At 64.5% G+C, this 25,249-nt stretch carries 25 protein-coding genes and 2 pseudogenes; 14 read left to right on the forward strand and 13 right to left on the reverse strand.

What is annotated here, in order from left to right:
- The 5 genes and pseudogenes from PO768_RS13115 to PO768_RS13135 all read left to right on the forward strand — a co-directional run.
- The coding region (locus PO768_RS13115; RefSeq protein WP_272646410.1) for a c-type cytochrome at positions 1-253 on the forward strand (253 nt) is incomplete at its 5' end.
- Positions 250-1,629: a D-arabinono-1,4-lactone oxidase gene (locus tag PO768_RS13120; RefSeq protein ID WP_272646411.1), complete on the forward strand. Its 1,380-nt coding sequence runs from the start codon at positions 250-252 to the stop codon at positions 1,627-1,629. The genes PO768_RS13115 and PO768_RS13120, both read left to right, overlap by 4 nt.
- Entirely contained in the window at positions 1,622-2,893 is a 1,272-nt protein-coding gene (locus tag PO768_RS13125; protein WP_272646412.1) for an alanine racemase, read from the forward strand. Before PO768_RS13120 ends, PO768_RS13125 begins: the two co-directional genes overlap by 8 nt.
- Before the next feature lie 98 nt (positions 2,894-2,991).
- Positions 2,992-3,402 (forward strand): annotated as a pseudogene (locus PO768_RS13130) (YciI family protein); the annotation flags it as partial.
- Between the two features lie 48 nt (positions 3,403-3,450).
- Entirely contained in the window at positions 3,451-3,876 is a 426-nt protein-coding gene (locus tag PO768_RS13135) for a VOC family protein (protein ID WP_272646441.1), read from the forward strand.
- Here PO768_RS13135 and PO768_RS13140 read toward each other — a convergent pair.
- Together PO768_RS13140 and PO768_RS13145 are read right to left on the reverse strand one after the other, a co-directional pair.
- A complete protein-coding gene (locus tag PO768_RS13140) occupies positions 3,840-4,196 on the reverse strand; it encodes a hypothetical protein (protein ID WP_272646413.1) in 357 nt (118 codons plus the stop codon). The two genes, PO768_RS13135 and PO768_RS13140, sit on opposite strands and share 37 nt — an antisense overlap.
- 150 nt (positions 4,197-4,346) lie before the next feature.
- On the reverse strand, positions 4,347-4,979 hold the full coding sequence (locus PO768_RS13145; protein WP_272646442.1) for a glutathione S-transferase family protein: 633 nt from the start codon (positions 4,977-4,979) through the stop codon (positions 4,347-4,349).
- A 129-nt stretch (positions 4,980-5,108) separates the two neighbouring features.
- Between PO768_RS13145 and PO768_RS13150 the strand changes: the two genes are divergently transcribed.
- Positions 5,109-5,777, forward strand: coding sequence for a Pr6Pr family membrane protein (locus PO768_RS13150; RefSeq protein ID WP_272646414.1), 669 nt, complete (start codon positions 5,109-5,111; stop codon positions 5,775-5,777).
- Positions 5,778-5,793: 16 nt separating this feature from the next.
- Here the strand turns inward: PO768_RS13150 and PO768_RS13155 are convergent, their stop codons facing one another.
- Entirely contained in the window at positions 5,794-6,270 is a 477-nt protein-coding gene (locus tag PO768_RS13155; RefSeq protein ID WP_272646415.1) for a hypothetical protein, read from the reverse strand.
- A 354-nt stretch (positions 6,271-6,624) separates the two neighbouring features.
- Here PO768_RS13155 and PO768_RS13160 point away from each other — a divergent pair, with 354 nt between their 5' ends.
- Positions 6,625-7,515: a hypothetical protein gene (locus tag PO768_RS13160; RefSeq protein WP_272646416.1), complete on the forward strand. Its 891-nt coding sequence runs from the start codon at positions 6,625-6,627 to the stop codon at positions 7,513-7,515.
- Between the two features lie 63 nt (positions 7,516-7,578).
- Here the strand turns inward: PO768_RS13160 and PO768_RS13165 are convergent, their stop codons facing one another.
- The 3 genes from PO768_RS13165 to PO768_RS13175 are packed head-to-tail and all read right to left on the reverse strand — an operon-like array spanning position 7,579 to position 11,303.
- Positions 7,579-8,313, reverse strand: a complete 735-nt coding sequence (locus PO768_RS13165; protein WP_272646417.1) for an ABC transporter ATP-binding protein — start codon at positions 8,311-8,313, stop codon at positions 7,579-7,581.
- Position 8,314: 1 nt separating this feature from the next.
- A complete protein-coding gene (locus PO768_RS13170) occupies positions 8,315-10,093 on the reverse strand; it encodes a branched-chain amino acid ABC transporter ATP-binding protein/permease (RefSeq protein ID WP_272646443.1) in 1,779 nt (592 codons plus the stop codon).
- 13 nt (positions 10,094-10,106) lie between these two features.
- On the reverse strand, positions 10,107-11,303 hold the full coding sequence (locus tag PO768_RS13175; protein WP_442953225.1) for a branched-chain amino acid ABC transporter permease: 1,197 nt from the start codon (positions 11,301-11,303) through the stop codon (positions 10,107-10,109).
- A 298-nt stretch (positions 11,304-11,601) separates the two neighbouring features.
- On the opposite strand from PO768_RS13175, the gene PO768_RS13180 reads away from it, so the two are divergent.
- Complete coding sequence (locus tag PO768_RS13180) at positions 11,602-12,360, forward strand: enoyl-CoA hydratase/isomerase family protein (RefSeq protein WP_272646418.1); 759 nt, start codon at positions 11,602-11,604, stop codon at positions 12,358-12,360.
- On the opposite strand, the gene PO768_RS13185 is transcribed toward PO768_RS13180, so the two are convergent.
- A complete protein-coding gene (locus PO768_RS13185; RefSeq protein ID WP_272646419.1) occupies positions 12,347-13,462 on the reverse strand; it encodes a hypothetical protein in 1,116 nt (371 codons plus the stop codon). The two genes, PO768_RS13180 and PO768_RS13185, sit on opposite strands and share 14 nt — an antisense overlap.
- Positions 13,463-13,638: 176 nt before the next feature.
- On the opposite strand from PO768_RS13185, the gene PO768_RS13190 reads away from it, so the two are divergent.
- Positions 13,639-13,875 (forward strand): hypothetical protein, encoded by a 237-nt coding sequence (locus PO768_RS13190; RefSeq protein ID WP_102766008.1) that lies wholly within the window; start codon positions 13,639-13,641, stop codon positions 13,873-13,875.
- 9 nt (positions 13,876-13,884) lie between these two features.
- On the opposite strand, the gene PO768_RS13195 is transcribed toward PO768_RS13190, so the two are convergent.
- Positions 13,885-14,418, reverse strand: coding sequence for a thymidine kinase (locus tag PO768_RS13195; protein WP_272646420.1), 534 nt, complete (start codon positions 14,416-14,418; stop codon positions 13,885-13,887).
- Positions 14,419-14,636: 218 nt separating this feature from the next.
- The gene (locus tag PO768_RS13200; RefSeq protein ID WP_272646421.1) at positions 14,637-14,858 is read right to left on the reverse strand and encodes a helix-turn-helix domain-containing protein; all 222 of its coding nucleotides are present in this window, start codon (positions 14,856-14,858) and stop codon (positions 14,637-14,639) included.
- A gap of 218 nt (positions 14,859-15,076) precedes the next feature.
- Here PO768_RS13200 and PO768_RS13205 point away from each other — a divergent pair, with 218 nt between their 5' ends.
- The 5 genes and pseudogenes from PO768_RS13205 to PO768_RS13225 form a co-directional block, all read left to right on the forward strand.
- On the forward strand, positions 15,077-15,589 hold the full coding sequence (locus PO768_RS13205; RefSeq protein WP_272646422.1) for a hypothetical protein: 513 nt from the start codon (positions 15,077-15,079) through the stop codon (positions 15,587-15,589).
- 70 nt (positions 15,590-15,659) lie between these two features.
- Entirely contained in the window at positions 15,660-16,292 is a 633-nt protein-coding gene (locus tag PO768_RS13210; protein ID WP_272646423.1) for an antitoxin Xre/MbcA/ParS toxin-binding domain-containing protein, read from the forward strand.
- 23 nt (positions 16,293-16,315) lie between these two features.
- On the forward strand, positions 16,316-16,516 hold the full coding sequence (locus tag PO768_RS13215) for a hypothetical protein (RefSeq protein ID WP_272646424.1): 201 nt from the start codon (positions 16,316-16,318) through the stop codon (positions 16,514-16,516).
- 84 nt (positions 16,517-16,600) lie between these two features.
- Positions 16,601-17,077 (forward strand): hypothetical protein, encoded by a 477-nt coding sequence (locus PO768_RS13220; RefSeq protein ID WP_272646425.1) that lies wholly within the window; start codon positions 16,601-16,603, stop codon positions 17,075-17,077.
- Between the two features lie 748 nt (positions 17,078-17,825).
- Positions 17,826-17,939 (forward strand): annotated as a pseudogene (locus tag PO768_RS13225) (transposase); the annotation flags it as partial.
- A 235-nt stretch (positions 17,940-18,174) separates the two neighbouring features.
- Here PO768_RS13225 and PO768_RS13230 read toward each other — a convergent pair.
- From PO768_RS13230 to PO768_RS13245, 4 genes are read right to left on the reverse strand one after another with little or no spacing between them, the layout of a single operon-like run.
- Positions 18,175-20,433, reverse strand: coding sequence for a DNA sulfur modification protein DndB (locus tag PO768_RS13230; RefSeq protein ID WP_272646426.1), 2,259 nt, complete (start codon positions 20,431-20,433; stop codon positions 18,175-18,177).
- 1 nt (position 20,434) lies between these two features.
- Complete coding sequence (locus tag PO768_RS13235; RefSeq protein ID WP_272646427.1) at positions 20,435-21,085, reverse strand: GIY-YIG nuclease family protein; 651 nt, start codon at positions 21,083-21,085, stop codon at positions 20,435-20,437.
- The gene (locus tag PO768_RS13240; RefSeq protein WP_272646428.1) at positions 21,082-21,924 is read right to left on the reverse strand and encodes a phosphoadenosine phosphosulfate reductase family protein; all 843 of its coding nucleotides are present in this window, start codon (positions 21,922-21,924) and stop codon (positions 21,082-21,084) included. Before PO768_RS13240 ends, PO768_RS13235 begins: the two co-directional genes overlap by 4 nt.
- A complete protein-coding gene (locus PO768_RS13245) occupies positions 21,917-25,225 on the reverse strand; it encodes an ATP-binding protein (RefSeq protein WP_442953226.1) in 3,309 nt (1,102 codons plus the stop codon). The genes PO768_RS13240 and PO768_RS13245 overlap by 8 nt, the downstream gene beginning before the upstream one ends.
- Between the last annotated feature and the right edge of the window lie 24 nt (positions 25,226-25,249).

Genomic DNA, 25,249 nt, shown 5'->3' on the forward strand with positions numbered 1-25,249 from the left:
GGCCGAGGCGCGCCTGGCCGCCGTCTACGAGCGCTCCTGCCTGGCCTGCCATGGCCGGGCCCATAGCGGCGCGCCGCTGACCGGCGACGCGCAAGCCTGGGCACCGCGCCTGGCCAAGGGCATGGAAGCGCTGCTGCTGAGCAGCCGCCAGGGCCTGGGCGGCATGCCGGCGATGGGCCTGTGCGCCGACTGCAGCGACGCCGACCTGCGCGCGCTGATTGAATTCATGAGTACGAAAGCAAAGCCCCAATGAAGCAACGACGTGACTGGTTGAAGCTGAGCGCGGCAGCCGCGCTGGGCGGCGGTCTGCTGCCGACGACGGCACAGGCCCAGGCGAGCGGCGCCCGCCCCTGGCAGAACTGGTCCGGCAGCGCGCGCTGCCAGCCCAGCCAGTGGCTGATGCCGGCCGACGAGGCCGAGCTGGCCGGGGCCCTGGCCCGCAGCAGCGGCGCGCTGCGCTGCGTCGGCGCCGGCCATTCCTTCACGCCCCTGGTGCCCACCGATGGCAGCCTGGTGTCGCTGGACAAGCTCAGCGGCATCGTCGCGCTCGACAAGGCCGCGCAGACGCTGCGGGTGCGGGCCGGCACCCGCATCGGCCAGCTGGCTCGCGCGCTCGACGGCATGGGCCTGGCCCTGCACAACCAGCCCGATATTGATGTGCAGACCCTGGCCGGCGCGCTGGCCACCGCCACCCACGGCACCGGCGCCGAGCTGCCGGCCCTGCACGCCCAGGTGCAGGGCCTGCGCCTGGTCACGCCAGCCGGCGAAATCCTCGAGTGCAGCCGCGACAAGAACCCCGAGCTGCTGGCCGCGGCCCAGGTGTCGCTGGGCGCCCTGGGCGTGATCACCGAGTACACGCTGGCCGTGCGACCGCGCTTTCTGCTGCAGCGCCATGTGTGGCTGGAGCCGACCGAGGCCTTGCTGGAGCGCGCGCCCGAGCTGGCCCGCACGCACCGGCATTTCGAGCTCTATGTGCTGCCCTTCACCGGCCACAGCGCGGCCATCACCCATGCCGAGGTGGCGGCCGGCGAGCCCTATGCGCCGCCCTCGGCCGACGAGGACGTGCTGCGCGATCTGCGCCGCCTGCGCGACTGGCTGGGCCGCTGGCCCGAGCTGCGCCGCTGGACCGCCGCCAAGCTGATCGCCCAGGCCGCGCCCGAGCGCTCGCTGAACTGGTCCTGGCGCCAGCTCAGCACGGTGCGGCCGACCCGCTTCAACGAAAGCGAGTACCACGTGCCGCGTGCCGCCGGCATCGCCTGCCTGCGCGAGATCGTGCAGACGCTGGAGCGGCGCAACGAGGTCTTCTTCCCCATCGAATTCCGCTACATCCGCGGCCGCGATGATGGCGCCTGGCTCAGCCCCTTCCATCAGCGCGACAGCTGTTCGATCGCCTGCCATGCGCTGCAGGGCGAGGCCCATGACTATCTGGTCGGCGAGCTGGGCCCGGTGTTCCGCCGCCACGCCGGCCGGCCGCACTGGGGCAAGCTGCACGACCTGGGCCGCGCCGAGCTGCAGGCCATGTACCCGCGCTTCGGCGACTTCCAGCGCCTGCGCGCCGGCCTTGACCCGCAGGGCCGCCTGCTGAATCCGCATCTGAAGCACTTGCTGCTCGGAGGCTCGCATGGCTAGCAAGAAACGCCGCCTGCTGCTGGGCACCGCGCTCGCGCTGCCCGCAGCCGCCTGGCTGGCCCGGCCCGCCGAGCAGGGCGGCCCGCACGACGACTACTTCCAGCGCCTCAGTGCGGCGCTGCGCGAGGCCGGCATCGCCCAGGCCAGCCTGGTGATCGACCTGCCGCGGCTGCGCGCCAATCTGGCCGCGATCGGCGCCCATGCCCAAACCGGCATGGCGCTGCGCGCCGTGCTGAAAAGCCTGCCCAGCCTGCCCTTGATGGACGAGCTGGCGCGCGCCTGGAACAGCGAACGGGTGATGGTGTTCAACGCCGCCCAGCTGCTGCAGCTGCTGCAGGCCAGGCCGCAGGCCCAGGTGCTGATGGGCAAGCCGCTGCCTGTGGCGGCCGCTGCCGCGGTGCTGCAGGACCTGCCGGCCGAGCTCGGCTCCGGCATCGAGTGGCTGGTCGACACGCCGCAGCGCCTGGCCCAGTACCGCCAGCTGTCCGAGCAGCGCGGCGGCCAGGCGCTGAAGATCAATCTGGAGATCGATGTCGGTCTGCACCGTGGCGGTTTCGAGGACCGGGGCGAGCTCGGTGCCGCGCTGGCCAGTCTCAAGGCCGGCGCGCTGCGCTGGAGCGGCTTCATGGGCTATGACGCCCATGTCGCGGCCCTGCCCGATGCGCTGGGCATGCGTGCCACCGCCTGGGACGAGGCACAGCGCCGCTACCGCGCGGCGATGGACACCGCCAACGCCGCGCTGGGCCCGCAGCGGCGCGAGCGGCTGACGCTCAACACCGCCGGCTCGCCGACCTTCCGCCTGCACGACGGCAAGGGCGTGGCCAACGAGGTGGCGGTCGGCTCGGCCGCGCTGCTGCCGCTGGATTTCGAGAAGCCGCTGCTGGCCGATCTGCGGCCGGCCGCCTTCATCGCAACCCCGGTGCTGAAGAGCTGGCCGCAGTTCCGCCTGCCCGAGGGCGCGACATGGCTGTCGCGGCTGGCGCGGGCCTGGGACCCGAACCAAGCCCGCGCGCTGGCCATCCATGGCGGGCACTGGCTGGCCCGGCCGGTCTCGCCGCCGGGGCTGCAGCCCAGCGGGCTGTACGGCCACTCGAGCAACCAGCAGGTGATGGTGGCGTCCGAGCGGGTCGCGCTGCGGCCCGACGACCAGGTGTTCCTGCGCCCGCAGCAGAGCGAGGCCGTGCTGCTGCAGTTCGGCGACCTGCTGGTGTTCGATGGCCAGCACATCAGCGCCCGCTGGCCGGTGCTACTGGCCTCGGCCTGAAGCGTTTTCTTTCAAAAACTTTTGGGACGGCATGTCGAATTGTCTAGCCTTGCCTCGTCGTGGGAATGTAGCCAACCACCACCTCAAGGAGAGACGAGATGCGATTCATGGTTTTGATCAAGGCCGACAAGAACAGCGAAGCCGGCCAGATGCCCAGCGAGCAGCTGCTGACCGAGATGGGCAATTTCAACGAAGCGCTGGTCAAGGCCGGCGTGCTGCTGTCCGGCGAGGGCCTGCACCCCAGCAGCAAGGGCGCACGGGTGCGTTTCTCGGGCACGGAGCGCTCGGTGATCGACGGGCCGTTCGCCGAGACCAAGGAGCTGGTCGCCGGCTTCTGGATCTGGCAGGTCAAGTCGCGCGAGGAAGCCATCGAATGGGCCAAGCGCTGCCCCACGCCGATGGGCGAGAACAGCGAGATCGAGCTGCGCCAGATCTTCGAGGCCGAGGATTTCGGCGCCGAGTACACGCCGGAGCTGCGCGCGCAGGAAGACCGGCTGCGCGCGGAGCTGGCAGCGGTCGAGCCGGTGCCCGAGTCGCGCGGCGCGATTCCCTATCTGGTGATACGCGGAGCGGCCGACGCGATCGGCTTCTACCAGCAGGTGCTCGGTGCCAGCGTGGTGTTCCGGCTCGACGCGCCGGACGGCAAGCCCATGCATGCCGAGCTGAGCGTCGGCCCGGCGCGCTTCATGCTGACCGAGGAGCGGCCCGAGTACCAGGCGCTGAGCCCCCTGTCGGTGGGCGGCACCGGCAGCAGCGTGGTGGCCTATGTGCCCGATGTCGATGCGGCGGTGGCGCGCGCCATCGCGGCCGGCGCCACCCTGATCATGCCGGTGGCCGACCAGTTCTGGGGCGACCGCAGCGGCAGCATCACCGACCCCTTCGGCCACCAGTGGATGATCTCCACCCACATCGAGGATCCGACGCCGGAGCAGGTCCGGCAGCGGGCTCAGGCCATGTTCGAGGGTGGCACCAAGCCCTGCTGAGCGTCGCGGCTGTGTTGTTGCAGCCGGCTCAGCAGCCGACGGGCACTCAGCTCCGAGGCTATCGCCAGCTCCAGCGGCGACTGCGACAGGCCTGAGCGCTCGTAATGCAGGTTCTCGTACAGCTGGGCCGCCGCCGGGCTGGCGCGCAGCACCGCGAGCAGGGCGTCGCCCGGCAGATCATCGGCGTCTATCAGCGCCTGCACGGTCTGCACCAGCTTGCGGTACTGCGCGGCGCCGACCAGGGCGGGGTTGGCGTCGACGCGCTCCAGCAGCTGCGTCATCGCGATCAGGTTCTCGATACGGCTTGTGGCGATGGCCATGGATGGGACCTCGTAGGGCTGGGCGGCGAGTCGTCGCCCTGACAAGGCTCAGATGGCAGCATATTGGCGTTTTTCAAGACAGCCCAGAACTGGCTGAACGAAGCGCCCGCCACCCAACGGAATCGATAACGGTCCGGGCGTGTCGCCCCCTCAGCCCCGATAGGTCGCCTCCCCGTGCGGCGCGGCAATGAACACGGGCAGCCGTTCGGCCGCCGCCGAATAGGCTGTCAACACGGGGAAGTCCGCCGCCGGCGCCAGCTCGGGCACCAGCTCGCGGGTGAAGTGCCAGCCCCCGGCCGTGGTCAGCCCGGCTTGATTCATCGCCGAGGCGGGTGCGGGCAGCGGCTGGCGGGCCAGTTCGGCCTCCAGCGCGCCATAGGCGGCCCGAGCCTGAGCCTGGATGCGCTCGACCCAGGGCGCGTGCTGCTTCTCGCTCGGACGCAACGCACGCTCGTAGACGATCTGCACGGTCTTCTCGCAGCCCGCCAGCGCCAGGCCGATCAGGCGCAGCGCATGGCGGCGTGCGGCCAGCTCGGCGGGCATCAGGCTAAGCCCCGGAGCGGCCATGGCCTCGGCGTAGTCGAGGATCAGGCTGGAATCCATCAACACCGTGCCTTCATCGCACACCAGGCTGGGCGCCTTGACCACCGGATTGATGGCACTGAATTCCGCGAAGCCGCGAAACACCGAGATCGAGCGATGCGTGAACGGCAGGCCCAACAACTGCAGCGAAATGGCGACCCGCCGCACATAGGGCGAGTCCAGCATGCCGATCAATTCCATCATGGGTCTCCAGCAAGAACAGGGCACTCAGTTTAGGCCGCCTTCGATCTTGCCACGCGCAGCAATCGGAACACGCCCGCTACCATCTCGGCGTGCCTATCCATGCAGTGACCGTACCTGGAGCAGCCGATGCAAGCACCAAGCCGCAAGCCCGACCTCAGCCCGTCGAAGCCGCTGGGGCTGCTGCGCCTGGGCCTGGCGCTGCTCACGCTGGGTGCCATCGCCTGGCAGTTGCGCATCGGCCTGACCCTGGGCATGGACCCGGTCAACTTCTTCAGCTACTTCACCAATCTGTCCAATCTGCTGGCGGCCAGCGTGCTGCTGGTGCTGGCGCTGGACGAGTTGCTGAACGGCGGCCGCCTGGCGACACGGCCGGGCTGGCAAGGGCTGCGCGCCCGCTCCATCGCCAATATGCTGGTGGTGGGTCTGGTGTTCGCCGTGCTGCTGCGCGACGTGGACCTGGGCGCCTTGCGGCCCTGGATCAACTTCGTGCTGCACACGCTGATGCCTTGCGCAATGCTGCTGGACTGGTGGCTGCGGCCACCGGCCGCCGACCACGGCCTGGCGGTCAGCGCGAGATCGCTGGGTGTGACGCTGCTGTTCCCGGCCCTCTATCTGAGCTATGTGATGCTGCGCGGCTCGGCCACCGGCTGGTACCCCTACCCCTTCCTGCGCCCCGATCAGGCCGGTGGTGGACTGGCCGTGAGCGCCTACGCGCTGGGTATCGCGGTGAGCTTTGTGGCGGCCCATCTGTTCTTGCGGGCCGTGGCGCGTTGGCGGCTGCGTGGCGACGCTTGATCTGAAAGCTCAGGGGTCAGATCTTGAGGGAAGAACTTCCATGCGGCAATGTGGGCGCCCCGGCGGACATGTACCCCTCTACATACAGCGCGAAGTCTGGATGTAGGTTTTTCTTAAGGGATGCCCAGTGTCTCCACAGATGATGCTCCGCGATGAACTTGCGTAAATCAGCTTGCCATGCTTGGTAAGTCATGTCGTCAAGGAGCTTGCTCTCCTTCTGTATGAACACGTTCTCATGGAGAAGCAACCACCAAATCAACAGCGACGTGTACCGAAACTGGTCAAGCTTGGAGTAATCGTCAAACTTTTCTGGCCCCTCAACCCAGAGGGATGCAACGGCCGCGTCCTGAATTAGCTGCAAGTTTAGAGAAGCCGCCAACTCGGTGAGCGCCTGCGCATTCGCGACACGAGTAAGTTTCGTTTGCTGATGCAGTGGCACCCACAGGGCAAGTGCAGCGATCGGAATCGCCAATGCTCCGATGATGGTCGCCATGTTGGCCCAGTCAGTCAAAGTCCAGCACATGAGGTAGCTCCAAGCTCCGGGGTCATGCCTCGGCTTCTAAACATGTACCCAACGGCGGCCAGCTAATGCTTAGTGACACCACGTCACTATACCGACGAGACGCGCAATGCCAGAATGACGCAATGAGAGATAAACACCGAAAGCAGTACCGGCTCCCGCCCGAACTGGCCGTACTGTTAAAGGAGGAGGTCGAAGCATGAATGCTGAGTTAGCGGCCCGGCTCGAAGGCAGCTTCACACTGAGCGAGGCCTACTTGCCGCATTTGATCGAGGAAGAATGCCGGTGCGTGATTGCGACGACAGGCCCCCGCGAATGACGGAGCGAATGGGCCGCTACCTCTTCTGGTTAGCCGTCATTCTGTTTGCGATGCTAGTTGCTGTGACGGATGGTGGGCAGAATTGGAAGCCAGTTTCTGACTTGTTTGGCAACAACGCCTTTGGAACCTTGCTCGGCGCCTTGATCGGCGCGGCCGGTGCTCTTGGCGGCTCCTGGTTGGCTCATCGGGAGGCAGAAAAGGCAGTATCGAGGAGAGAACTGCTGGCCGAGATCCGCAGCACGAATGTCGCGATCGCGATGGCAAGCAGTTTTGTCAACAGCTTTGCCAGCACGAAGAAGCAACACATCAAACCGCTCGCAGACAGCCACAAAACTGAGCGCGAGCAATTGGAACTTTTCTTCCGCGCACGGCAGCATCAACCAGACCTGAAGCACAGACTCGTGCCGAATCTTTCGCTAATTCTGCCCCTCAAACTTTCAAGCAGTTCCCTGCAGAACCTTTTCATCAATCAACTGAGCGTCACGGGGCGTCCACTCGGGGCGATGATGATGCTAGCCGAGTACAGCAAACTCTTGGATGATTCAATTGCTGGAAGAAATGACCTCCTTGAGGAGATCAGACAAGGACAGTTTCGTTCGATTCAATTGGCAGCCTTCTTGCACGGACTCCCAGGTGAGCAAGGTCGGGACGGCCGCTACGACGGGACGATTACGGCGCTATGTCTGTATGTGGACACATGCATCTTCGCCTCGAGACTGCTATGCGAGGACCTAATGCTCCACGGCAAACTGCTAGCCGATCAAGCCGTCGCGAAGCATGGAATGAGCAGGCCGAAGATCAACAGAGTCGAGTTAATCGATGAAAAGCTCGAAGGCTTGCTGCCTGAAACCGGGCAGTTCGCCGATTGGCTTAGAGGGTATCCGAACGCGCCGGGTTAATGAACCAGATGCGGCGGCAAGTCACGCATCTGAAGCCCGCCTTACTTACAGACACCCTGCGGCTCACCCCACCTTCTTCGCCGCCCCCAAATAGGTCTCAATGACCCGCGGATCGCGCGCCAGTTCGGATGCCGGGCCCTCCAGCCCGATCTCGCCGGTTTCCAGCACGTAGCCGTAGTCCGCCACTTCCAGCGCGGCGCGGGCATTCTGCTCGATCAAGAGGATGGAGACGCCGGTGTCGCGCAGGCGCGCGACGATGCGGAAGATCTCCTTGACGATCAGCGGGGCGAGGCCGAGGCTGGGCTCGTCCAGCATCAGCACCTTGGGTTTCGCCATCAGCGCACGGCCTACGGCCAGCATCTGGCGCTCGCCGCCCGACAGGGTGCCGGCCAGTTGCGCGCGGCGCTCCTTCAGGCGCGGGAATAGCTCGAACACCTTCTCCAGGCCCTCGCGCCAATCGCGCTGACCCAGGCGCATCGGGCGGAAGCCGCCCAGCACCAGGTTGTCCTCGACGCTCATCGTCGTGAACAGCTCGCGCTTCTCCGGCACCAGGGCCAGGCCCTTCATGACTCGCTCCTCCAGGCCCAGCGTCGAGATGTCCTCGCCGTCGAACAAGACCTGACCCTTGGCGGGCAGCACGCCCATCAGCGCGTTCAGCGTGGTGCTCTTGCCGGCGCCGTTGGGGCCGATCACGGTGACGACCGAACCCTGCGGCAGGCGCAAGTTCAGCCCGCTCAGCACCTCTGCGCGGCCGTAGCCGGCGTGTAGATTCGTGACGTTCAGCAAATCGTTGGCCATCTCAATGCTCCGTTCCCAGATACGCCGCGCGCACTGCGGGGCTGGCCTGCACCTCGTCGGGCGTGCCCTCGATCAGCTTGGTGCCGAACTCCATCACGACGATGCGATCGGTCAGCCCCATCACGAACTCCATATCGTGCTCCACCAACAGGATGCTCATGCCCTCGCGTTTGAGCTGGCGCAGCACCTCGCCCAGCGCCTGCTTTTCCTTATGGCGCAGGCCGGCGGCCGGCTCGTCGAGCAGCAGCAGGGCCGGGTCGGTGCACAGCGCGCGGGCGATCTCCATCAGGCGCTGCGGGCCCAGCGCCAGATTGCCGGCCAGCTCGTGCATCTGGCCGGCCATGCCGATGCGGCTCAGCTGGGCCTCGGCCTCCTTGAACAGGCGGCGCTCCTCGTCGCGGTCCAGACGCAGCATCGCGCGCGCCGCGCCACTGCTGCTGCGCAGATAGCCGCCCAGCGCGACGTTCTCCAGCACCGTCATGTCGGCAATCATCTTGACGTGCTGGAAGGTGCGCGACATGCCGCGCCGTGCGATCTCGCGCGAGGCCTGGCCGCCGATGGCCTGGCCCCGGAAGCTCACGCCTCCGCTGGTCAGCGACAGCACGCCGGTGATCAGATTGAAGGTGGTGGACTTGCCGGCACCGTTCGGGCCGATCAGGCCGACGATCTCACCGGCGCGTATCTGGAAGCTCACATCGTTGACGGCGACCAGGCCGCCAAACTGCTTGCGTACCTTGTCGACATCGAGCAGCAGCTCGCCGGACTGCGGCTTGGGCCGCGCGGCCAGCGGGGCGGCGTCGGCCCAGTCGCGCTCGCGCTCGGCAGCCGGCAGCCAGCGCGTGGCAAAGCCGGTCACATAGGGCCACAAGCCCTTGGGCGCGTACTTCAGCATCAGCACCAGCACCACGCCCAGCACGATGATCTCGAAGTTGCCGCTGCTGCCCAACAGGGCCGGCAGCACTTCCTTCAGCTGATCCTCGATGATCTTGACGATGCCGGCGCCGATGAAAGCACCCCAGACCGTGCCGACCCCGCCGACCACGGCCATGAACAGATACTCGATGCCCATCTTCAGCGCGAAAGGGCTGGGATTCACGGTGCGCTGGAAATGCGCGAACAGCCAGCCCGAGACGGCGGCCAGCAGCGCCGCGATCACAAAGATCTGGACCTTGTAGCGAAAGGTCGAGACGCCCATCGCTTCGGCCATCGTCGTCGCGCCATTGAGCGCGCGGATCGCGCGGCCGGGCCGCGAGTCCAGCAGATTGCGCACCGCCAGCGCGGCCAGGATCGCAAAGGCCCAGATCAGGAAATAGATCGCCCGGCCCTCGCGCAGGCTCCAGCCGAACAGCTCCAGCGCCGGCAGGCCCTGGATGCCGTCGTACTTGCCGAGGAACTCCATATTCCCCATCAGGTAGTTCAGGCTCAGCGCCCAGGCAATCGTCGCCAGCGGCAAGTAGTGGCCCGACATGCGCAGGGTCAGCAGGGCCAGCACCAGAGCGACGACGACCGTGACGCCCAGGGCCACGAGCAGGGCCAGCCAGGGCGAGGTGGCGTAGCCGGTGCTCAGCACCGCCGTCGTGTAGGCACCCAGGCCGACAAAGGCCGCCTGGCCGAAGGAGGTCAGTCCACCGACCCCGGTCAGCAGCACCAGGCCCAGCGCCACCAGCGCGAACAGGCCGATGTAGTTCATCTGCGTGATCCAGTACTCGGGCACCGGCAGCAGGGGCAGGACGATCAGCAGGGCCAGGCCCGCCAGCGGGAGGAATTTGCGCGCTTGCATCATGGTGCTCACTTCATTCTTCGTCTTTGTGCGGGTCGCGCAGCGAGCGCCACAGCAGCACCGGCAGGATGGAGGTGAACACGATCACCTCCTTGAAGGCGCTGGCCCAGAAGGAGCTGAACGATTCCAGCAGGCCCACCAGCAGCGCGCCGACGGCGGCGGCCGGATAGCTGGCCAGGCCGGCAAACACCGCCGCGACAAAGCCCTTCAGCCCGATCAAGAAGCCGCTGTCGTAGTTGATCGTCGTCGTCGTGCTGATCAAGAGGCCGGAGAGCGCGCCGATGAAGGCCGCCATCAGAAAGGACAGCTGGCCGGCGCTGGTGCTGGAGATGCCCATCAGCCGCGCGCCCAGGCGGTTCACTGCAGTGGCCCGCAAGGCCTTGCCGTAGAGGCTGTGCTCGAAGAACAGCCACAGCAGCACGATCAGCGAGGCCGCGCTCATGATGATGATCAGGGTCTGGCCCGACAGCGTCAGCGGGCCCAGATCGAAGCTGGCGTCCCAGAAGCTCGGGTTGGTCGAGCCCTCGGGGCCGAAGAACACCAGGCCCAGGCCGGTCAGCGCGAAGTGCACGCCCACCGAGACGATCAGCAGCACCAGCACCGAGGCATCGGCCAGCGACTGGTAGGCCAGGCGGTAGACCAGCGGGCCCATCGGCGTCACGATGGCCAGGGTCAGCAGCGCCTGCCAGCCCAGCGCCAGTTTCTGCGGCGCGGCCCACAGCGCGAACAGCCCAATCGCCACCGGCAGCGCCGCCGCGCGCAGCACCGCCAGCAGCAGCTTGGCCGCCGGCTTGCCGGCACGCAGGCCGGCCACCAGGTCCAGCACCGCNGTCAGCAGCGCCTGCCAGCCCAGCGCCAGTTTCTGCGGCGCGGCCCACAGCGCGAACAGCCCAATCGCCACCGGCAGCGCCGCCGCGCGCAGCACCGCCAGCAGCAGCTTGGCCGCCGGCTTGCCGGCACGCAGGCCGGCCACCAGGTCCAGCACCGCCACCGCCAGCGCCATCGCCAATAGGAACCAGATCGTGCCGGGCGTGTGGCCCAGCTGCAGACCGGCCATCGTCAGCGCACCGTAGGCGACGAACTCGCCCTGCGGGATGAAGATGATGCGGGTGACCGCAAAAACCAGCACCGTGGCCAAGGCAAGGAGCGCATAGATCGCCCCGTTGGTCACTCCGTCCAGCATCAGGATGCTTGCAATCGTGAAGTCCATCAACACACCACCTGCGCCCGGGCTGGGCTGTCTCGGCGCACTCTAAACAAAAACCCCTAGCGAAGTCCTAGTGCGAGGCCGCATTGACAAATGGCAAACTTTCGTCCGACCAGTCGGTCGAAATTGCTTTTACCCCGCTGGCCACTGTGTCAAAAGTGGGCAGCGTCCTGCCCGCGCCGCGTGCAAACAAGGCCCCAAGCCGGGGCGATTGGTGCTTACCCCAGCACCATGCTGGGACATCGGGCGATCAGCGCCCTAGACTCGCGCCTTCCCGAAGCCGCAACAGAAAAGCCTCACCATGCCCGCCCACAGCCCCCTGCTGAAGATCGATGGCCCCCTCGCCCGCATCACGCTGCGCCGCCCCCAGGTCGCGAACCGGCTGGAGCTGATCGATCTGCAGACCCTGCGCGAACAGCTGCGCCAGATCAATGCCGACCCGGCGATCCGCGTGCTGCTGCTCGATGCCCAGGGCCCGCACTTCTGCAGCGGCTTCAATATCGCTGCGGTGCCCGGCGTCGATGCCGGCGCGCTGTTCGAGGCGCTCAGCAATGACTGGGAGGCCGCCCGCCCGATCACCATTGCTGCGATCCAGGGCGGCATCTACGGCGGCGCCACCGATCTGGCCCTGGCCTGCGACTTCCGCCTGGGCGTGCGCAGCAGCGAGATGTTCGTGCCGGCGGCGCGGCTGGGCCTGCATTTCTATCGCGGCGGCTTGCAGCGCTATGTCTCGCGTCTGGGCCTGCAGGTCGCCAAGCGCGTGTTGCTGGCCGGCCAGACCCTGGATGCCCAGGCCATGCATGACTGCGGCTTTCTCGACGAGCTGCTGGACGACGGCGCAGCCCTGAGCGCCGCCAGCGCCGCGCTGTGCGAGCGCCTGCTCGGCATGGCGCCGCTGGCCCTGCTGGGCATGAAGCAACATCTGAACGCGATCGCCGAGGGCCGCCTCGACGCCGACGCGCTGCGCGCCGATATCGAGCGCGCCAATGCCTCGGCCGACCTGGCCGAGGGCGTCGCCGCCTGGCAGGCCAAGCGCGCACCCCGCTTCAGCGGGAGCTGAGGAGCAGCGACTCCTGCAAGACCTGCTTGCGGTGCGCCAGGCTCTCGGCGCGGATCGCCTGCTCGCGCCGGCGCAGCGCCATCAGCTCATCGACCGCCTGATGGTGCAGGCCCTGGGCCGCATAGACCTGGGCGGCCAGCTCATGGCCGCGCACCGCCAGGCTCTCGCTCTCGACCAGGGTGGCGATTGCAATCATCTCGTTGGCCGCCTGGCTCGCCTCGTCCCACTGGCCGGCCGCCCAGGCGATCTCGCTGCGCAACCACATCACGGTGGCATGCAACCAGGGCGAGTAGCGCAGCTGGCGCACCCGCTCGAAGCTGCGCTGCAGATGGCGCCGTGCCGGCTCCAGCCGGCCCGACCAGCAGGCCGCGAAACCCTCCAGCCACTCGGCGATCAACATCGCGATCACCGGCGATGCGCCGTTGAGCATTGCGCCCTGGCGCAGCGGCCCGAGCGCACGCGCCGGCTCCAGCAGCTGCTCCAAGCGCTCCAGCGAAATCGCCTCGCCCTGCAGATGGCGGCGGCCGAACTGTCGGAACAGCTCGCTGGTGCAGCGGTTACCCAGCGGCTGCCAGCGAGCGGTAAGGTCATCGCCCAGGCCCACCGCGAGCGCACAGGTGCGTTCGAAGGCGGTATCGGCCGCGTCGAAATCGGCGTTCCACATCAGCGCGACGGCCAGATAGTTGTGGCTGAGCACGCGCAGGCGCAGATCGCCGCTGCGATCGGCCAGCGCGGTGCTGCGCAGCGCCACCTCCAAGGCCTCCTCGCCATGGCCCAAGGTGCTGCAGGCATTGGCGTTGAGCGCCAGCGCGCGGGCTTCGCCGGCCTCGTCGGCGGCGCGCCGGAACAGCTGGGCGGCGCTGCGGCTGCTGCGCCAGGCCTGGCGCACATTCGAGCCCATCAGCTCGGCCTGGGCCATCAGCAGCACCGCGGCGGCCTCGCCGCGCAGATCGGCGCTGCGCCGGGTCAGCTGCTGGGCGCGCTCCCCCAGGGCCTGGGCTTCGCGCAAACGCCCCTCGGACAGATGGCGCTGGGCCTGGGCCAGGCAGTCGCTGGCGGTCTGGCCGGTGGTCGTGGCGGGAGCATCGTCGGGGGCGGCCATCGGCGCGATTCTAGGCAGCCGCCACCGCGCCGATACCGTGCTTTCCCGACTCTTCACCGGAGGGCCCGCACATGATGGAAAATAGCGCCCTCAGGGCGTGACGGCCAGATCGACGAAAATAGCGGCTTGCCGCCCGCCGTCGCGAGCATTCCTTTCTCTTACTACCCAGGACCAGCGTGGCCAAGGACAGTACTAAAACGACCATCGAAGCAGATGGTCTGCGTTACCGCTCTAAAGCACCGGGCTCGCCGTTTGCGGCGACCTCCTCCTTCGGCGCGGCCACCATGTCGTGCTTTCTGTGCGGCAAGCACCGCCCTCGGGCGATGCTGAAATCCAAGAAGCTCCTCGGCAAGTCGCAGCCGGTCTGCGCGCCCAGCTGCAAGGAACTGGACGAGCAACTCAGCAAGGGCTGAGCCCCGCGCTCACGCCGTCAGCCGGAAGCAGCGCCCGCAGACCGCCCGGTAGCGGGCGTTGCCGCCGATCTCGACCTGCGCGCCCTCGGTGATGCGGCGGTTCTCGGCGTCGAGCCGCGCATTCATCGTCGCCTTGCGACCGCAGTCGCAAATCGTCTTCATCTCGTCCATCTCGTCGGCCAGCGCCAGCAGCGCCGCCGAACCGCTGAACAGCTCGCCGCGGAAATCGGTCCGCAAGCCGTAGCAGATCACCGGCACATTGTGGACATGGGCCAGCTCGTGCAGGGCCCAGACCTGGGCCTTGGCGAGGAACTGCGCCTCATCGACCAGCAGACAGGCCACGCCCGGCTGCGCCGCGTTCTCGGCCAGGAAGTCGGTCTCGGCGCCGAACAGCTCGGCCGCGCGCTGCGGCCCCAGCCGCGAGGTCACGAAACCCCGCCCGTAGCGGTCATCCACCTGCGAGGTGAAGATGCGCACGCGGTGGCCGCGCTCCTCGTAGTTGTGCGCCACCTGCAGCAGCGCGGTGGACTTGCCGGCGTTCATACTTGCTCTTGGGGCCTATCCATGCATAGCTCCAAGGATGCGCCAAAAAATCCATTGCACGACAACATCTTAGCGACTATCGAAGAACCCGTCGACACATACATGTGTCTGCAAAGTTTCATCGCGCCGGCTGCCGGCATTCAAGTGCCGCACGCATACCGCCAGACGCCCCTTGACCCGTATCAATGGCTCCCAAAGAGCCAATACCAGGGCCAGCACTAGCTCAGCAAGTCAACAACGTCGACGCCCAGGGTCTGCGCAAGCTTTTCCACGTTCTCTAGCGACGGATTGCGCTTTTGCTGCTCAAGGTGCCCCACGTAGGTCCTATGGAACCCTGCCTTGTCGGCTAGCTGCTCCTGGCTCAGCCCAATGGAGCCACGAATTCGCACCAAGTTACGTGCAAGCCGACTTCGAGCAGGCTCGTATTGTTTTGTTTTCACATATACGAGTCTGGCTGCATGCAGCTTAACAGTCGACAGCTTTAAGATAGCCCGCTTTATAGTAGGCCGCTTTAAGGTAGCATATATGCATTGACTCTATCCCGCCCATGTCTGCGGGGTGCCTAGCTCTCTGGTGCGGAGGGGCGGAGCTTCACACACTCGCCTTGCCTTTCGTTGTGCTCGCCCCCAGCCGGATTCCCCATACGGAGATTGCCAACATGCTCAGCATCACTAGCTCCGACTACATCGCGGAGATTGCATCAAGTGCTTACCAGTGGCCCCAGACAACCAAGCCGTTTATCACTGCCATCGTCCGAAACGGCGCAAGCGATTACTCGTTGATCCAAACCATTTGTGCAACGTCAGGCCTTGGGTTCGCCCTTGGTGTTTCCTTCGAAAACAACACCTTCCTGACCCTTCATTGCTGCTCCGACGTCGACGGGAGTTGGGTCATACGCAGGATCAGTGAAGTTCTCGTTGGAGAACTGGGCGGCGCTGCCGTGGCGGTCTTCAGGGACGACCAGAACATTGACTTTTGCCCCGACGCGCCAACAGTGCCGGCATCACAGGTGACCGGGCTTACGCTGATTTGCACTTCAATCGGGCACAAGCCAGTGGATCGCTCACCACAGGTTGAGTCAAATGAACACAAGCTCTTCAGAGGGCTTAGACACGCGAGGACGAAAGGCGCCAATCCAGAAACCCCAGCCGTGGCTACTGTGAACAGTTGATCCAACTTCCGGGAGCCGCACAAACCGCGTGCACGCTACGCCCCAATTGCCATCACTCCCCGGCCACCACATGCAACTCGCGCTCTGCCCCGCCTGTAGGGTCGTCCATCAAGTAGTCAGCCCGACTATCCTGCTCGGCCTGGACGATGAGCATGCGTACGCCGCCACCCATTGCCGACTCTGCGAATCCTCGTCAGGCCAGTTCCTGCCGTTGATAGATGCTCCGGACCAACCTTCTGACGACATCGGCTATCCCACCGCGGTCGTTCCGATTTTCGAAGGTCAGTATCGTGACTGGTGGTTGGTCGGGCCAGACCAACTGGTGCTGCTCGCGAAAGTCGGTCTGCGCGTGCGACTGGTGCGCCACCTGGCTGACGAGATGAAACTGTCTGCAGATGTCATTGCCGAATGGATCGGACTGCCACTCGCACATGTGCTAACGCCGCTGCCAGGCAAAGCGCTCGAGTTGGACCAGGGGTTGCGCCTGCTGTGGATGGCCCGGCTGATTGGTCAGGCCCAGGAGATGGTCGACCGTGCGGGCAAGTCTGCGGGTTTCAATGCGCCGAAATGGATGGGCTCCTGGCTGCAAACCGCACATCCAGTGTTGGGCGGTATGAACCCGGGCGACTACCTGCTCCGCTCGGACGGGCCACAGACCGTCAGTGACCTACTGGCGCGCTTGGAAAGCGGCGCGTACTCTTGACCCTAGAACAACGAGGCACTGTGATGAGCTCGCGACCGACCAACGGGGCATCCAACAGCGAAGCCCAAGATCAGCTCACGGAGCTGACCGAACACGCTCGATTGATGCTTGCCCAAGCCGCTCTCGATGGCCTGACTGAAGTGGCCGAGGGCCGATTGCTGGAGGATGGTTTGCTAGACCAAGCCCTGACAGTCGTGCCGCCGAAGGCTCGATTGAAGGATTGAGGCAGTGCGGCGCCTGCACCCAGCTTTCGCGCATGCCCAACCAACCACGGACAGCAGCGCCAAACGATAGGGAACGAAGACAAGATGACATCGAACAAGCGGGCCATCGACAACGTCCCATCAGACTTTCCGCGCCCATGCGGCGGCGCGCTCAGCGGCGTACAGAACAAGCTCATCGCGCGCAAGATCGAAGGCCGGTTCATCGTCGACGGTAAGCCCGATCAAGAGCTTTGGGTGCGCTACGACGCCTGCAGGGACCTGGTCACGAAGTTGACCGAGCGCGCGATATGGAAGCGAAGCGAGTACGCAGAGCTGAGCCTAGAGGAGTTCCTGCGACGTTTTCGGGCCGGCGTTACGAAGAAGGGGTGGGACCTCGCCGCGGATGAGCTCGATTGGGTGATGCGGCGCGTTGCGGTCGCGATGGGTGGCGAGCTTGGTGATGTGCCGGATCGAATGACTTTGGACGTCAAGTGGTTCGCGCTCCCTCCAGTCTCGGCCGAGGTGCAGGTCGAAACCCTAGTCGACAGCGTGCGTGCAAGGCTGATTCAGGGGAGGCTATGAACCTCAGTTGCAACAAAGACGCTGGCGGGTTGGGCGCTTGCATGCATTCGTATCGTTCTGGTACCGAGTACATCAGTACGGTACGGTACGGATACGGCAGCAACACATCCGCTGCATCACGGCCGTCGGCTGCTCTCAGACGGCATATGCGCCACTCGTAGCTGTCAACCTTGTAGCAGCGCACCGTGCTGCCCTGGGACGCAAGGGAATGTCTGCAAAACTCAGCACCGATTGTCGAATCGCGCAGTGGTCACTTCACAGCGTCGGGATCAATCGGCAATCGCGCGCTACTAGCCTTTCGGGCTTGCAGCTGCCGCCATGCGGAGTTGCTTCAACTCTGCTCGTGCGGCCTCTCTCATCGCCTCGCGATCAGCGTTCACACCTGCAAACGCCAGGTCGAGGAACGGGTCCCGCGTGTCGAAGGTCTCGACTGCAAAGTCCAACCAGCTGGCATAGCCTGCTGGCGGCGGCGGGGAGTGGTTTAATTCCATACATCCATACTACAGCCCCCGCAGCCGCAACGCGCGGCGCGGCTTAGTCCCGGTTAACGCCAATGGGAACGGGACTGCAACCTGCGCGTCGAGTAGGACCAGAAAAGCTCTGGTCAATCCAACTGGCGGTGGGGCTGCGCCCCGGCGACCATCTTCGTTATGTCTCAGTAGACTTTGGGCTTTGACCCAGTCCACAAGCGCACTCGCCCAGCTTGAAGTGCCCACGACGTCCATATAGGCGAAAGGGTTTGGCTCAACCGGGGATCGGGCCCCTGACTGCGACCGCATTGGTCGCCAGCATCGGCGACGCCAAGGACTTCGACAGTGGGCGGCAGTTCGCGGCATGGCTGGCCGGTATAGGCCGATCCTCGACTGGCCGGTATATGCCGATCACTGACAGCCAGCCCAGCCTCGACGAATCACCGGGTCGAAACGTTTGTCGACCGCGTGCGCGTCGACATTGAACGGCGGCAGCCCTGAACCTAATTGCTGGCTGCAGACGCACTTCCACCGTGTGTTGGGCGCCTCCGAGGTTTCGAGGGGCAACGTCACCTACTGCGGGAAGCCCTTGCTTTCCGGGTTGTGACGTGCCCGCCACGGGGCGATCTACTCATCGGCTGATGTGTCCTCCTCGGCAGCATCAACTGCCGAGGAGTCGGTGCTCGGCGAAGACAGCTCGAACAACGACTTGTCCAACGGGACCTTCTTTCCGGCGATAGCCGTGAGGAACTCTTCGTACATCGCCTTTGCCTTAGCCAGGATTTCGGCCTTGACTTCAGCCGTGAGGCTTGCTTCGTCGACGCGGTTGTCCTGGCAATATGCGGCAAGCCGACGACGGTAAAGCGAGTGAGCCACGGCTGACCGAGCACGAGTCCGGTCGCCATCGACGACAGCCTTTAGTTCGGCAGCGGCGGGCTTCCAGAGTTCCAGCAAGAGATAGCGAAATTTCGGCCACTCCGCAGGCTGCAGTTCGCCGGGCAAAACGACGTGGCGGAAGGTCGGCCCGCCGGGGGTCAACTTGACCTCGGGGTCCACCACCAACTCACCTTCGAAGGTGTGCATCAGCGCCTTCAGGTCGTTGATGTTCTTCGGCCGCAGCAAGCCGTTGATGGCCTCGATGTACTCGTCCAGCAGCTCCGCCGTGGAATGCTGCACGCCGCCAAACGCGATTTGGATGGCTTCGGCATAGGTGCACACCACCGCAGTCTGGAAGGCGACCGTCGAAAACACGTCGCCGAACATGCGGTCGATAGCATCCCGTACGGGCCTCGCAACGACCCCCTCGGCAATCACCTGCTTCTTTGCCGCGCCAGACATGGAGTCCAGCAGGAACTGCGCTCGGTGTGCCTTCATAGTCTCGACCGTCGACTTCCGGCTTGCCATGAGCCCATTCACGCGGGAGAGCGTCTCCTTGATTTCAGGCGTCGTCCAGTTCGGCTCCTTGTCCTGGAATCGGCGGTTCAGGCCTTCACGGAAGTCGTCGAACGTACGCGAGGTAGCCTGCCCATCAAACAGCATCTTTTCAAGCTCAGCGTCTCGCCTTTCAACGAGCTCTTGACGCAGGTTGATGGTCGCGCGGGCGAAAGCAGCATAGGGATGCAGCTTGCCGAAAACGCGGTCGATGATTGGGACATACAAAGCCTCCCACCGCTTCTTGAAGATGTCCGCAATCTCGTCGGAGTAGTTCGTGCGGGTGTTCACCGACCGCTGGTCGGATGTCAGGTCGTCCTTGAGCCCCAGTCGCTCGTACGCTTCATCCAATCGCTTGCGGGGAGCACCCACCTTGGCCCGAGCTTCGATACCTCGCGCGTGACCGCTCATGAGCAACTGCTCGGTCAGGTGATACAGGTGACTGACGCCGCTGAAGGCTGCATCGCTGACGATCTTGACGCGGTCGCCCTCTTGGTCGAGCTCGACGTTCCAGATGCGCAGGCCGGTGTCGTCCTTGACATCAAGAGCCTTGATGTAAGACAGCGTCGTCCGCAGGCACTCGGCAACGATGTCCTGGTCGTTGAGCAGCTTGTTCCGAGAGTCAGAGACCTTTTTCGCGGTCTTGTTGAGCGTCAGGAAAACCCGGCGTGCAGCCCTCACAACGTCGATGTCCTGCGCCATCGTCCCATCAAGCTGCGGGAAGGCGCAGATCAGGACGGGAAGCTGCAGTTCATTCAGGTTGTAGGAGCGGATTTCCTTCTCGGGCCAGACCTTGTAATAGCCCTCGTAGGGGCTGCGTCGGGCATCCGACCACCCACCAGTCAAGTTGCGATACAGCGCGAGGAGCGCCATTGCACGATGCTGCCCGTCAACGATGGCCAACGTGCAGTTGTCGCGGGCCAACCTCATCTGTGCGCCTTCGGGCAGTGGGGCACCGTTGCGGAAATGCTGGAAGAACTCGAATTGCTCCTCGCCCACCGCGCCGGCGGTGATGCGGTGATCCTTGATGCTTGCATGCTCCGGCGAATCAACTTCCGTGCGCTCAACCTTGCGGTAATTGGTGTCGGGAACGCGACTGTTTGGCTTCAGCGGCAGCGCAACGGCCACGATGGGCGGGAAGAGCTTGATTAGGCCGCTCGTGGACGTGTCAAGCAGATAGGGGATCAGCTCCAGAGAGACTCGAGCGTCGTCGATGTCGCGCTGCATGATTTCGTCGAAGCCAAGCTGCTTCAGGTCAAACACCTCTCTGACCGGAGCCAGCATGCTCAGCAGCTGAGCCTGACCAGCCTTTTCAGAGAGGGTCACGTGCGTCAGGAGGTATCGGACCTCGACCCCGGCCGACTTGCCGTCGTCAGAACTCACCCGGAACGTGCCGATGGTTCCATTCAGATGCACGTCGAGCGCGCTCTTGCCGCCTCCGATCAGCGTTGCCATATCAGTTCCTCCCGAAGATGGGGTAGTTGATTCGATTGAGAATGTTCTCGAGGTCGTTGTGCTCACCGGTGTCCACGTTGACCTCAGCGATATGAACGAATAGGTTGGTCGGGTCGAAGTTCCGCGCAACCACCTGGTTGGCAAACCCGGCCTCTGCGGCGTCGTCGATGGAGCCGTGCCCTTGCAAGTCTCGCAGTTCGACGATCTTGTTCCGATGCTGCTTCAATCGGCTGCGGAGGTTGATGGCCATGCCGATGTAGAGGGGAGCCGTAAACCAGGGTGCAGCGGTTTTCAGCACTTCAGAGACCGTCCGGAAGCGCTCGGGGTTAGCGGCCAGCCGCGCCACAAGTGACTCGGACCGACTGGGCTCATGAATGACCTCGCCGCTGAACTTCGGTTTCAGTTGCCCCCGCAGCGCAACCTGGTAGGGGGTCTCTCTGTACGGACTGAAGATGAACTGGTCGAGCGCATCCTCAACCTCAGCGCGCGCCTGTGCTTCCCCTTGCTCCTTTGCCTCACGGACTCGGTTAATGACCGCGTCGATGTCCGCCTTCGAGATGACGAGGCGGGAGTACCAAGCGTAAACCCCAGGCGACTCAGGTGCCAGGTCAATCTCCGACCAGGTGAGGGATCGTCCAACCGGGCCCTTCATTTGTGGCAAACCAGGCAGGCACCGCCGCCCTCGTCTTCGAGGTACAGGTCGTCAATGTCAATCGGCTCGATGGGAATGACGCGGAGCGGATTGGGCTTGCGACGAGCCAGCTCGCGCTGTTTGCGAATCTCGAAATCGGCCATGATTTCGGCCACTCGTTCAGGCTGCTCAAGGTCCGTCAACGGCTCGCCCTGGCTCCAGGTGAACGGTGACCCATGCTCAAGAGCGTTCTTCTCGTAAGCCTTGGCCGCTTCGAAGGCCTCCGGATGGTTCTCCCTGAGACGCACCCATTCAACCTTCTGCTGGAAGAAGCAGAAGGTGCAACCAGAGCGCGACCGCCAGTCGTAATACTTCGGCAGGCCAAGACCTGAACCTTCGAGAAGCTCAAAGACCCCCGGCTTGTCGATACCGTGCTCACGGAACGGCATCTTGACGATGAGGTTCTCGTGCTGGGCGACCATGCCCTCACGGTGCTCCTCGTCGGCGCGAATGGCCACGTAGCTGTAGACGGTGTCGCCCGCCTCGAGGGACGGTCGAATCCACATCTTGAAGGGTTCGAGCTTCAATTTCCTCGTGCACCAACGCGTCTTCGGCGACGGGAGGTAGTTGTTGTAGGTCCTCAGCCAGAAGTCGAAATCACGGTGGGGATTCAGGTAGTGAATCTTGCGGCCGACGAACCCTTCAAGCTTCCCAAGGAACTCATAGACCTCCGGCAGCTCTTTGCCGGTGTCGGTGAAGTAATACTCCAGCGGAATCTCGGGATGGTTCAGGCTCATGTACACGGCCAGCGCCGCGCTGTCCTTGCCACCAGACAGACCCAGAACGTGACGTTCAGCCATTCTTGTGCCCCTTCCCCTGCTGTTTGACCATCATGGCGCCGGCTTCCGCTAGGGCAGCCAGGATGACCTCCTTGCGTTCGCCCTGAGCTTCGGCCAGGAACTGCTTCACCAGGCGATCAATCGCCGGGGTATCTGTGTCCGCGATGTCGACGAAGCCAGTGGCGTCCTGACCGTGGCTCGCGCCGAAGACGACGCCGATCACCCGGCGCGTGGACGGTCGGCCTCGGAGAGGGGCCATGGTCTCCGCTTTGCGGAAATCTACCGCCCACTCGGCGAGTTTTGCCATCGCGGCATCAATGTCGCGGTCGACCCATGCTGCTTGCGGCTTGTCGATAGCGAGGCTGATGAGCGACTCGACGGTCTCATCGGCTTCGTCGTAAGTCTCAAGCCGCGTGGCGAAAGCGTCCAACTTAAAGTCGCCCGTCATACCCTTCACCGTGGTTGCTCGCTTGCGCAAAGCGTCCAGCGGCCGCCCGGCGTGGTCGAGAGCGTCGAGGAGGTGAGTGCGGACACCGTCCAACATGCTGTGGTAAGCACCGGCCAGCTCATCGGTCACCGACTGAAGGCGTGAGTTCAAGGTCGCCGGGTCTTGGGCCTCAAGCAATGTCGGCAAATCCGAGAACAGAACGCGCAGCGGGTCACTCGCCTTGAGCAGCATCGCGCGAACCTGTTGCGCCCGCGACGACACGGTCGTTGTTCGCTTCGTCCAGCCAGGAAGACCAACGACAAGCCCGACCAGTCCGCGTGCCACGTCCAAAGGCGCGGCGCCGACCTCTGCACTCGACCGGTCAGAGACGGTCTTTGCCAGGGCCTCAACCAGTTTGGCCTTGTCCTTCGAGGCCTCGACATGTTGGAAGCGAATGCGGCTCGGGTCCAGCGTCCATTCATCGACGACGGCGTCAGTTAAATCAGGCGTGAAAACGCCGTTGACATACAGCGCTAGCGACGACCGATTGGCGAGGTAGAACGCAAGCGACAGCACCGGCATGACCCCTGACCGGATGCCGTACGGGGGCCGCGCCCAAGCTGCATAGAGGTCGTTCAGAGTGAGCGACCTGCCTTCGGAAAGGAGGTCGGCGCTAGTCTTCCACCAGAAGGCTTCGTAGGTCTTGCCCCGGTTGTTGAAGTTCGGCTCACCGAAGTCCCAGTTGTCGCCCGCCCTGGCGCGATGCAGCCCCGGGTCGTTCAGCACGGTGTAGTACAGCCCCGCGTCGGCGGGGTACCCGTCGTAGCCCAGCCTAGGAAGATGGCCATGGCTCACCATGCGATTCATCAGGTCCTTGCGGGCCTTGACCGAATTGCTAGACGGGGCTTCTCGGTTGATGAGCTCGCTGAAGATGTGAGGAGCCTTGTCGTAGACCAGCTCGACCATGTCGGAAGCGATGACTGAAAGAACGGTGCTCCCTTTCGTTTCGATGGCCGTGCCATGGCTGTACCACTTCGAGAGTTCGAAAGCGTCCGCAAGTTCCTCTTCCAACGAAGCACGTACGGCCTCAATACGGCCCACAACCTCCCGCCGCGCAACAGAATCCCCGTGCAGCTCCGGCCTGGTTTTCATCACGCGCTCAGAAGCCGCCAACTCGAGGCTCAACTCGATGATGCGCTCCGCGTTCTTGGGCGTGCCAAGCAGCAGCGTCTCAACGGCTGCGTCCTTGCTGGCGTAACGCACGCGGTGCTCGGCCGACTTGACCGGCTGCCCCGGAGGAGGGAGGCACAAGAGGAAGGCGCCCGCGCTAGCCCCCTTGAGCGCGAACTTCTCGACGACCTTTTCGATGTCTTCCAGACGAACGATGCCGCGCGTGAACCACCGCATGGTTCCGGTGGTCTGGTAGGCGCGTTTGGCCAGAACAGGCTGAAGGTCACTGAGCGTGGAGATGTGCTCGAGGTCTGGCTCGCCAATCTCGCCGCGAGCCAGGTTGATCGCACCTTCAATGTCGAAGTCTGAGCCGGCAAAGATGCCCCAGGCCCCAAGGTGCTTGCGCTCAATGAGAACCTTCCATTCGGCCAGCTCCTCGAGAGCCTTACGAATCTGCAGCTCGTCCACGCTCGGGGTCGAGACCGCCAAGACCGACTCTTCCGCGACCAGGCCTGACCCGTTGCGGAACATCTCGATCAGCGCAATGGTCTTGGTCAGCTGGACGTGGACGTCCGTGCCCTTCGCCTCAGCACGCTCAACCGCGTCGCAGCATTGGGCCCAGCGATGTCCGTCTGGAGATGCGACGATAGCTGGCTCCAGATTGGCGCGCAGGTAGTCCCAGTAGAACGCCGGGCCATACATGGTGAACCACTGCGCCTCGTAGCCATTGAGGAACTCGACGAAACCCAATGGCTCGCGCGATGCGAGGAAGCCGAAGGTGCTGCGCTCGTTCTGCCCAAATCGACGGCGCGAGATGGGGCCCAACAATGCTGCTGTGACGGGGTGCAGCGGCCAGCAGGCTCGCAGAGAGGCCGCCAGCGTGGCAGGAGTACCAGGACGCCGAGTTCGGATGGCGCTAGCAATCTTGTCCGCGAACTTCGACGCCTCGCCAAGAGGGGGCGGGTCCTCTACGTTGATGGCCTTACCAACCAGCTCGATAACCTCGTCGGCAGCGGCGACGAGCGGGATGTCCACGAAGCGGCCTTGCACTTTCGCCCACTCATCACGTGACTGCCTGCCGAGGCGCGACGCATAGGCGTCAAAGGCTTGATGCAGGATGCCAACGATGACGAGCTTGCCCGCACAACGGCTCGCCGCTTCAGCCAGCTCCTGGAAGAAATAGATGTCCCCGCCTTCCTGTGCGGATGCCTCAAGAAGCTTGCCCAGTTCGTCGATGACGACCAAGACACCTTGGGGATGACGCTCAGCAGCTTCGACAAGCTCACCAACGACGTCGGGTTGCTTCTTGCGATTTGCAGGCAGGCCCTTGGCCTTCGCCAGGGCAACGCTCAGCTCCTGGACTACGTCGGCACGCTTCCCGACGACCGGCACTACCAGCCAGCCGTCCCCCTTCGCCTCGAACGCCTTGTGAACGAGACTGCCCTCGGGCAGTGCGAGCAGCTGCTTGGCTTTGGTGCGGACCTTCGGCTGCGCGCCGACCAGCGAGCAAAGCATCAGTGCCAGCGAAGACTTGCCCCCGCCGTACGGGCCAGTCCACGTAAATGCCCGCTGCCGGGTCTCCGTGATCTGACGGGCCATGCTCTCCAGCAACGACGTTGCTGTGCCTTGGCAGACGTAGCCGGAGAGAGCGTCCTCTCGTCCGAGGTCAGTGTCGATGCGAACAGAGCGGAGAAACTGACGAGAAATAGTGACGACGTCAAACAACATTAGTTTCTCTGCGCCTGCAGG

Source organism: Paucibacter sp. XJ19-41 (genome assembly GCF_028462495.1).
Taxonomy (GTDB): domain Bacteria; phylum Pseudomonadota; class Gammaproteobacteria; order Burkholderiales; family Burkholderiaceae_C; genus Roseateles_E.

Excerpts from the sequence above, each read along its gene's own strand:
- PO768_RS13160 (WP_272646416.1), top strand. The coding sequence starts at position 6,625 with ATGGGCCGCTACCTCTTCTGGTTAGCCGTCATTCTGTTTGCGATGCTA.
- PO768_RS13210 (WP_272646423.1), top strand. The coding sequence starts at position 15,660 with ATGCAACTCGCGCTCTGCCCCGCCTGTAGGGTCGTCCATCAAGTAGTC.
- PO768_RS13195 (WP_272646420.1), bottom strand. The coding sequence starts at position 14,418 with ATGAACGCCGGCAAGTCCACCGCGCTGCTGCAGGTGGCGCACAACTAC.
- PO768_RS13180 (WP_272646418.1), top strand. The coding sequence starts at position 11,602 with ATGCCCGCCCACAGCCCCCTGCTGAAGATCGATGGCCCCCTCGCCCGC.
- PO768_RS13140 (WP_272646413.1), bottom strand. The coding sequence starts at position 4,196 with ATGGCCATCGCCACAAGCCGTATCGAGAACCTGATCGCGATGACGCAG.
- PO768_RS13150 (WP_272646414.1), top strand. The coding sequence starts at position 5,109 with ATGCAAGCACCAAGCCGCAAGCCCGACCTCAGCCCGTCGAAGCCGCTG.
- PO768_RS13215 (WP_272646424.1), top strand. The coding sequence starts at position 16,316 with ATGAGCTCGCGACCGACCAACGGGGCATCCAACAGCGAAGCCCAAGAT.
- PO768_RS13125 (WP_272646412.1), top strand. The coding sequence starts at position 1,622 with ATGGCTAGCAAGAAACGCCGCCTGCTGCTGGGCACCGCGCTCGCGCTG.
- PO768_RS13240 (WP_272646428.1), bottom strand. The coding sequence starts at position 21,924 with ATGGCTGAACGTCACGTTCTGGGTCTGTCTGGTGGCAAGGACAGCGCG.
- PO768_RS13205 (WP_272646422.1), top strand. The coding sequence starts at position 15,077 with ATGCTCAGCATCACTAGCTCCGACTACATCGCGGAGATTGCATCAAGT.
- PO768_RS13155 (WP_272646415.1), bottom strand. The coding sequence starts at position 6,270 with ATGGCGACCATCATCGGAGCATTGGCGATTCCGATCGCTGCACTTGCC.
- PO768_RS13235 (WP_272646427.1), bottom strand. The coding sequence starts at position 21,085 with ATGAAGGGCCCGGTTGGACGATCCCTCACCTGGTCGGAGATTGACCTG.
- PO768_RS13145 (WP_272646442.1), bottom strand. The coding sequence starts at position 4,979 with ATGGAATTGATCGGCATGCTGGACTCGCCCTATGTGCGGCGGGTCGCC.
- PO768_RS13185 (WP_272646419.1), bottom strand. The coding sequence starts at position 13,462 with ATGGCCGCCCCCGACGATGCTCCCGCCACGACCACCGGCCAGACCGCC.
- PO768_RS13165 (WP_272646417.1), bottom strand. The coding sequence starts at position 8,313 with ATGGCCAACGATTTGCTGAACGTCACGAATCTACACGCCGGCTACGGC.
- PO768_RS13170 (WP_272646443.1), bottom strand. The coding sequence starts at position 10,093 with ATGCAAGCGCGCAAATTCCTCCCGCTGGCGGGCCTGGCCCTGCTGATC.
- PO768_RS13230 (WP_272646426.1), bottom strand. The coding sequence starts at position 20,433 with ATGGCAACGCTGATCGGAGGCGGCAAGAGCGCGCTCGACGTGCATCTG.
- PO768_RS13220 (WP_272646425.1), top strand. The coding sequence starts at position 16,601 with ATGACATCGAACAAGCGGGCCATCGACAACGTCCCATCAGACTTTCCG.
- PO768_RS13120 (WP_272646411.1), top strand. The coding sequence starts at position 250 with ATGAAGCAACGACGTGACTGGTTGAAGCTGAGCGCGGCAGCCGCGCTG.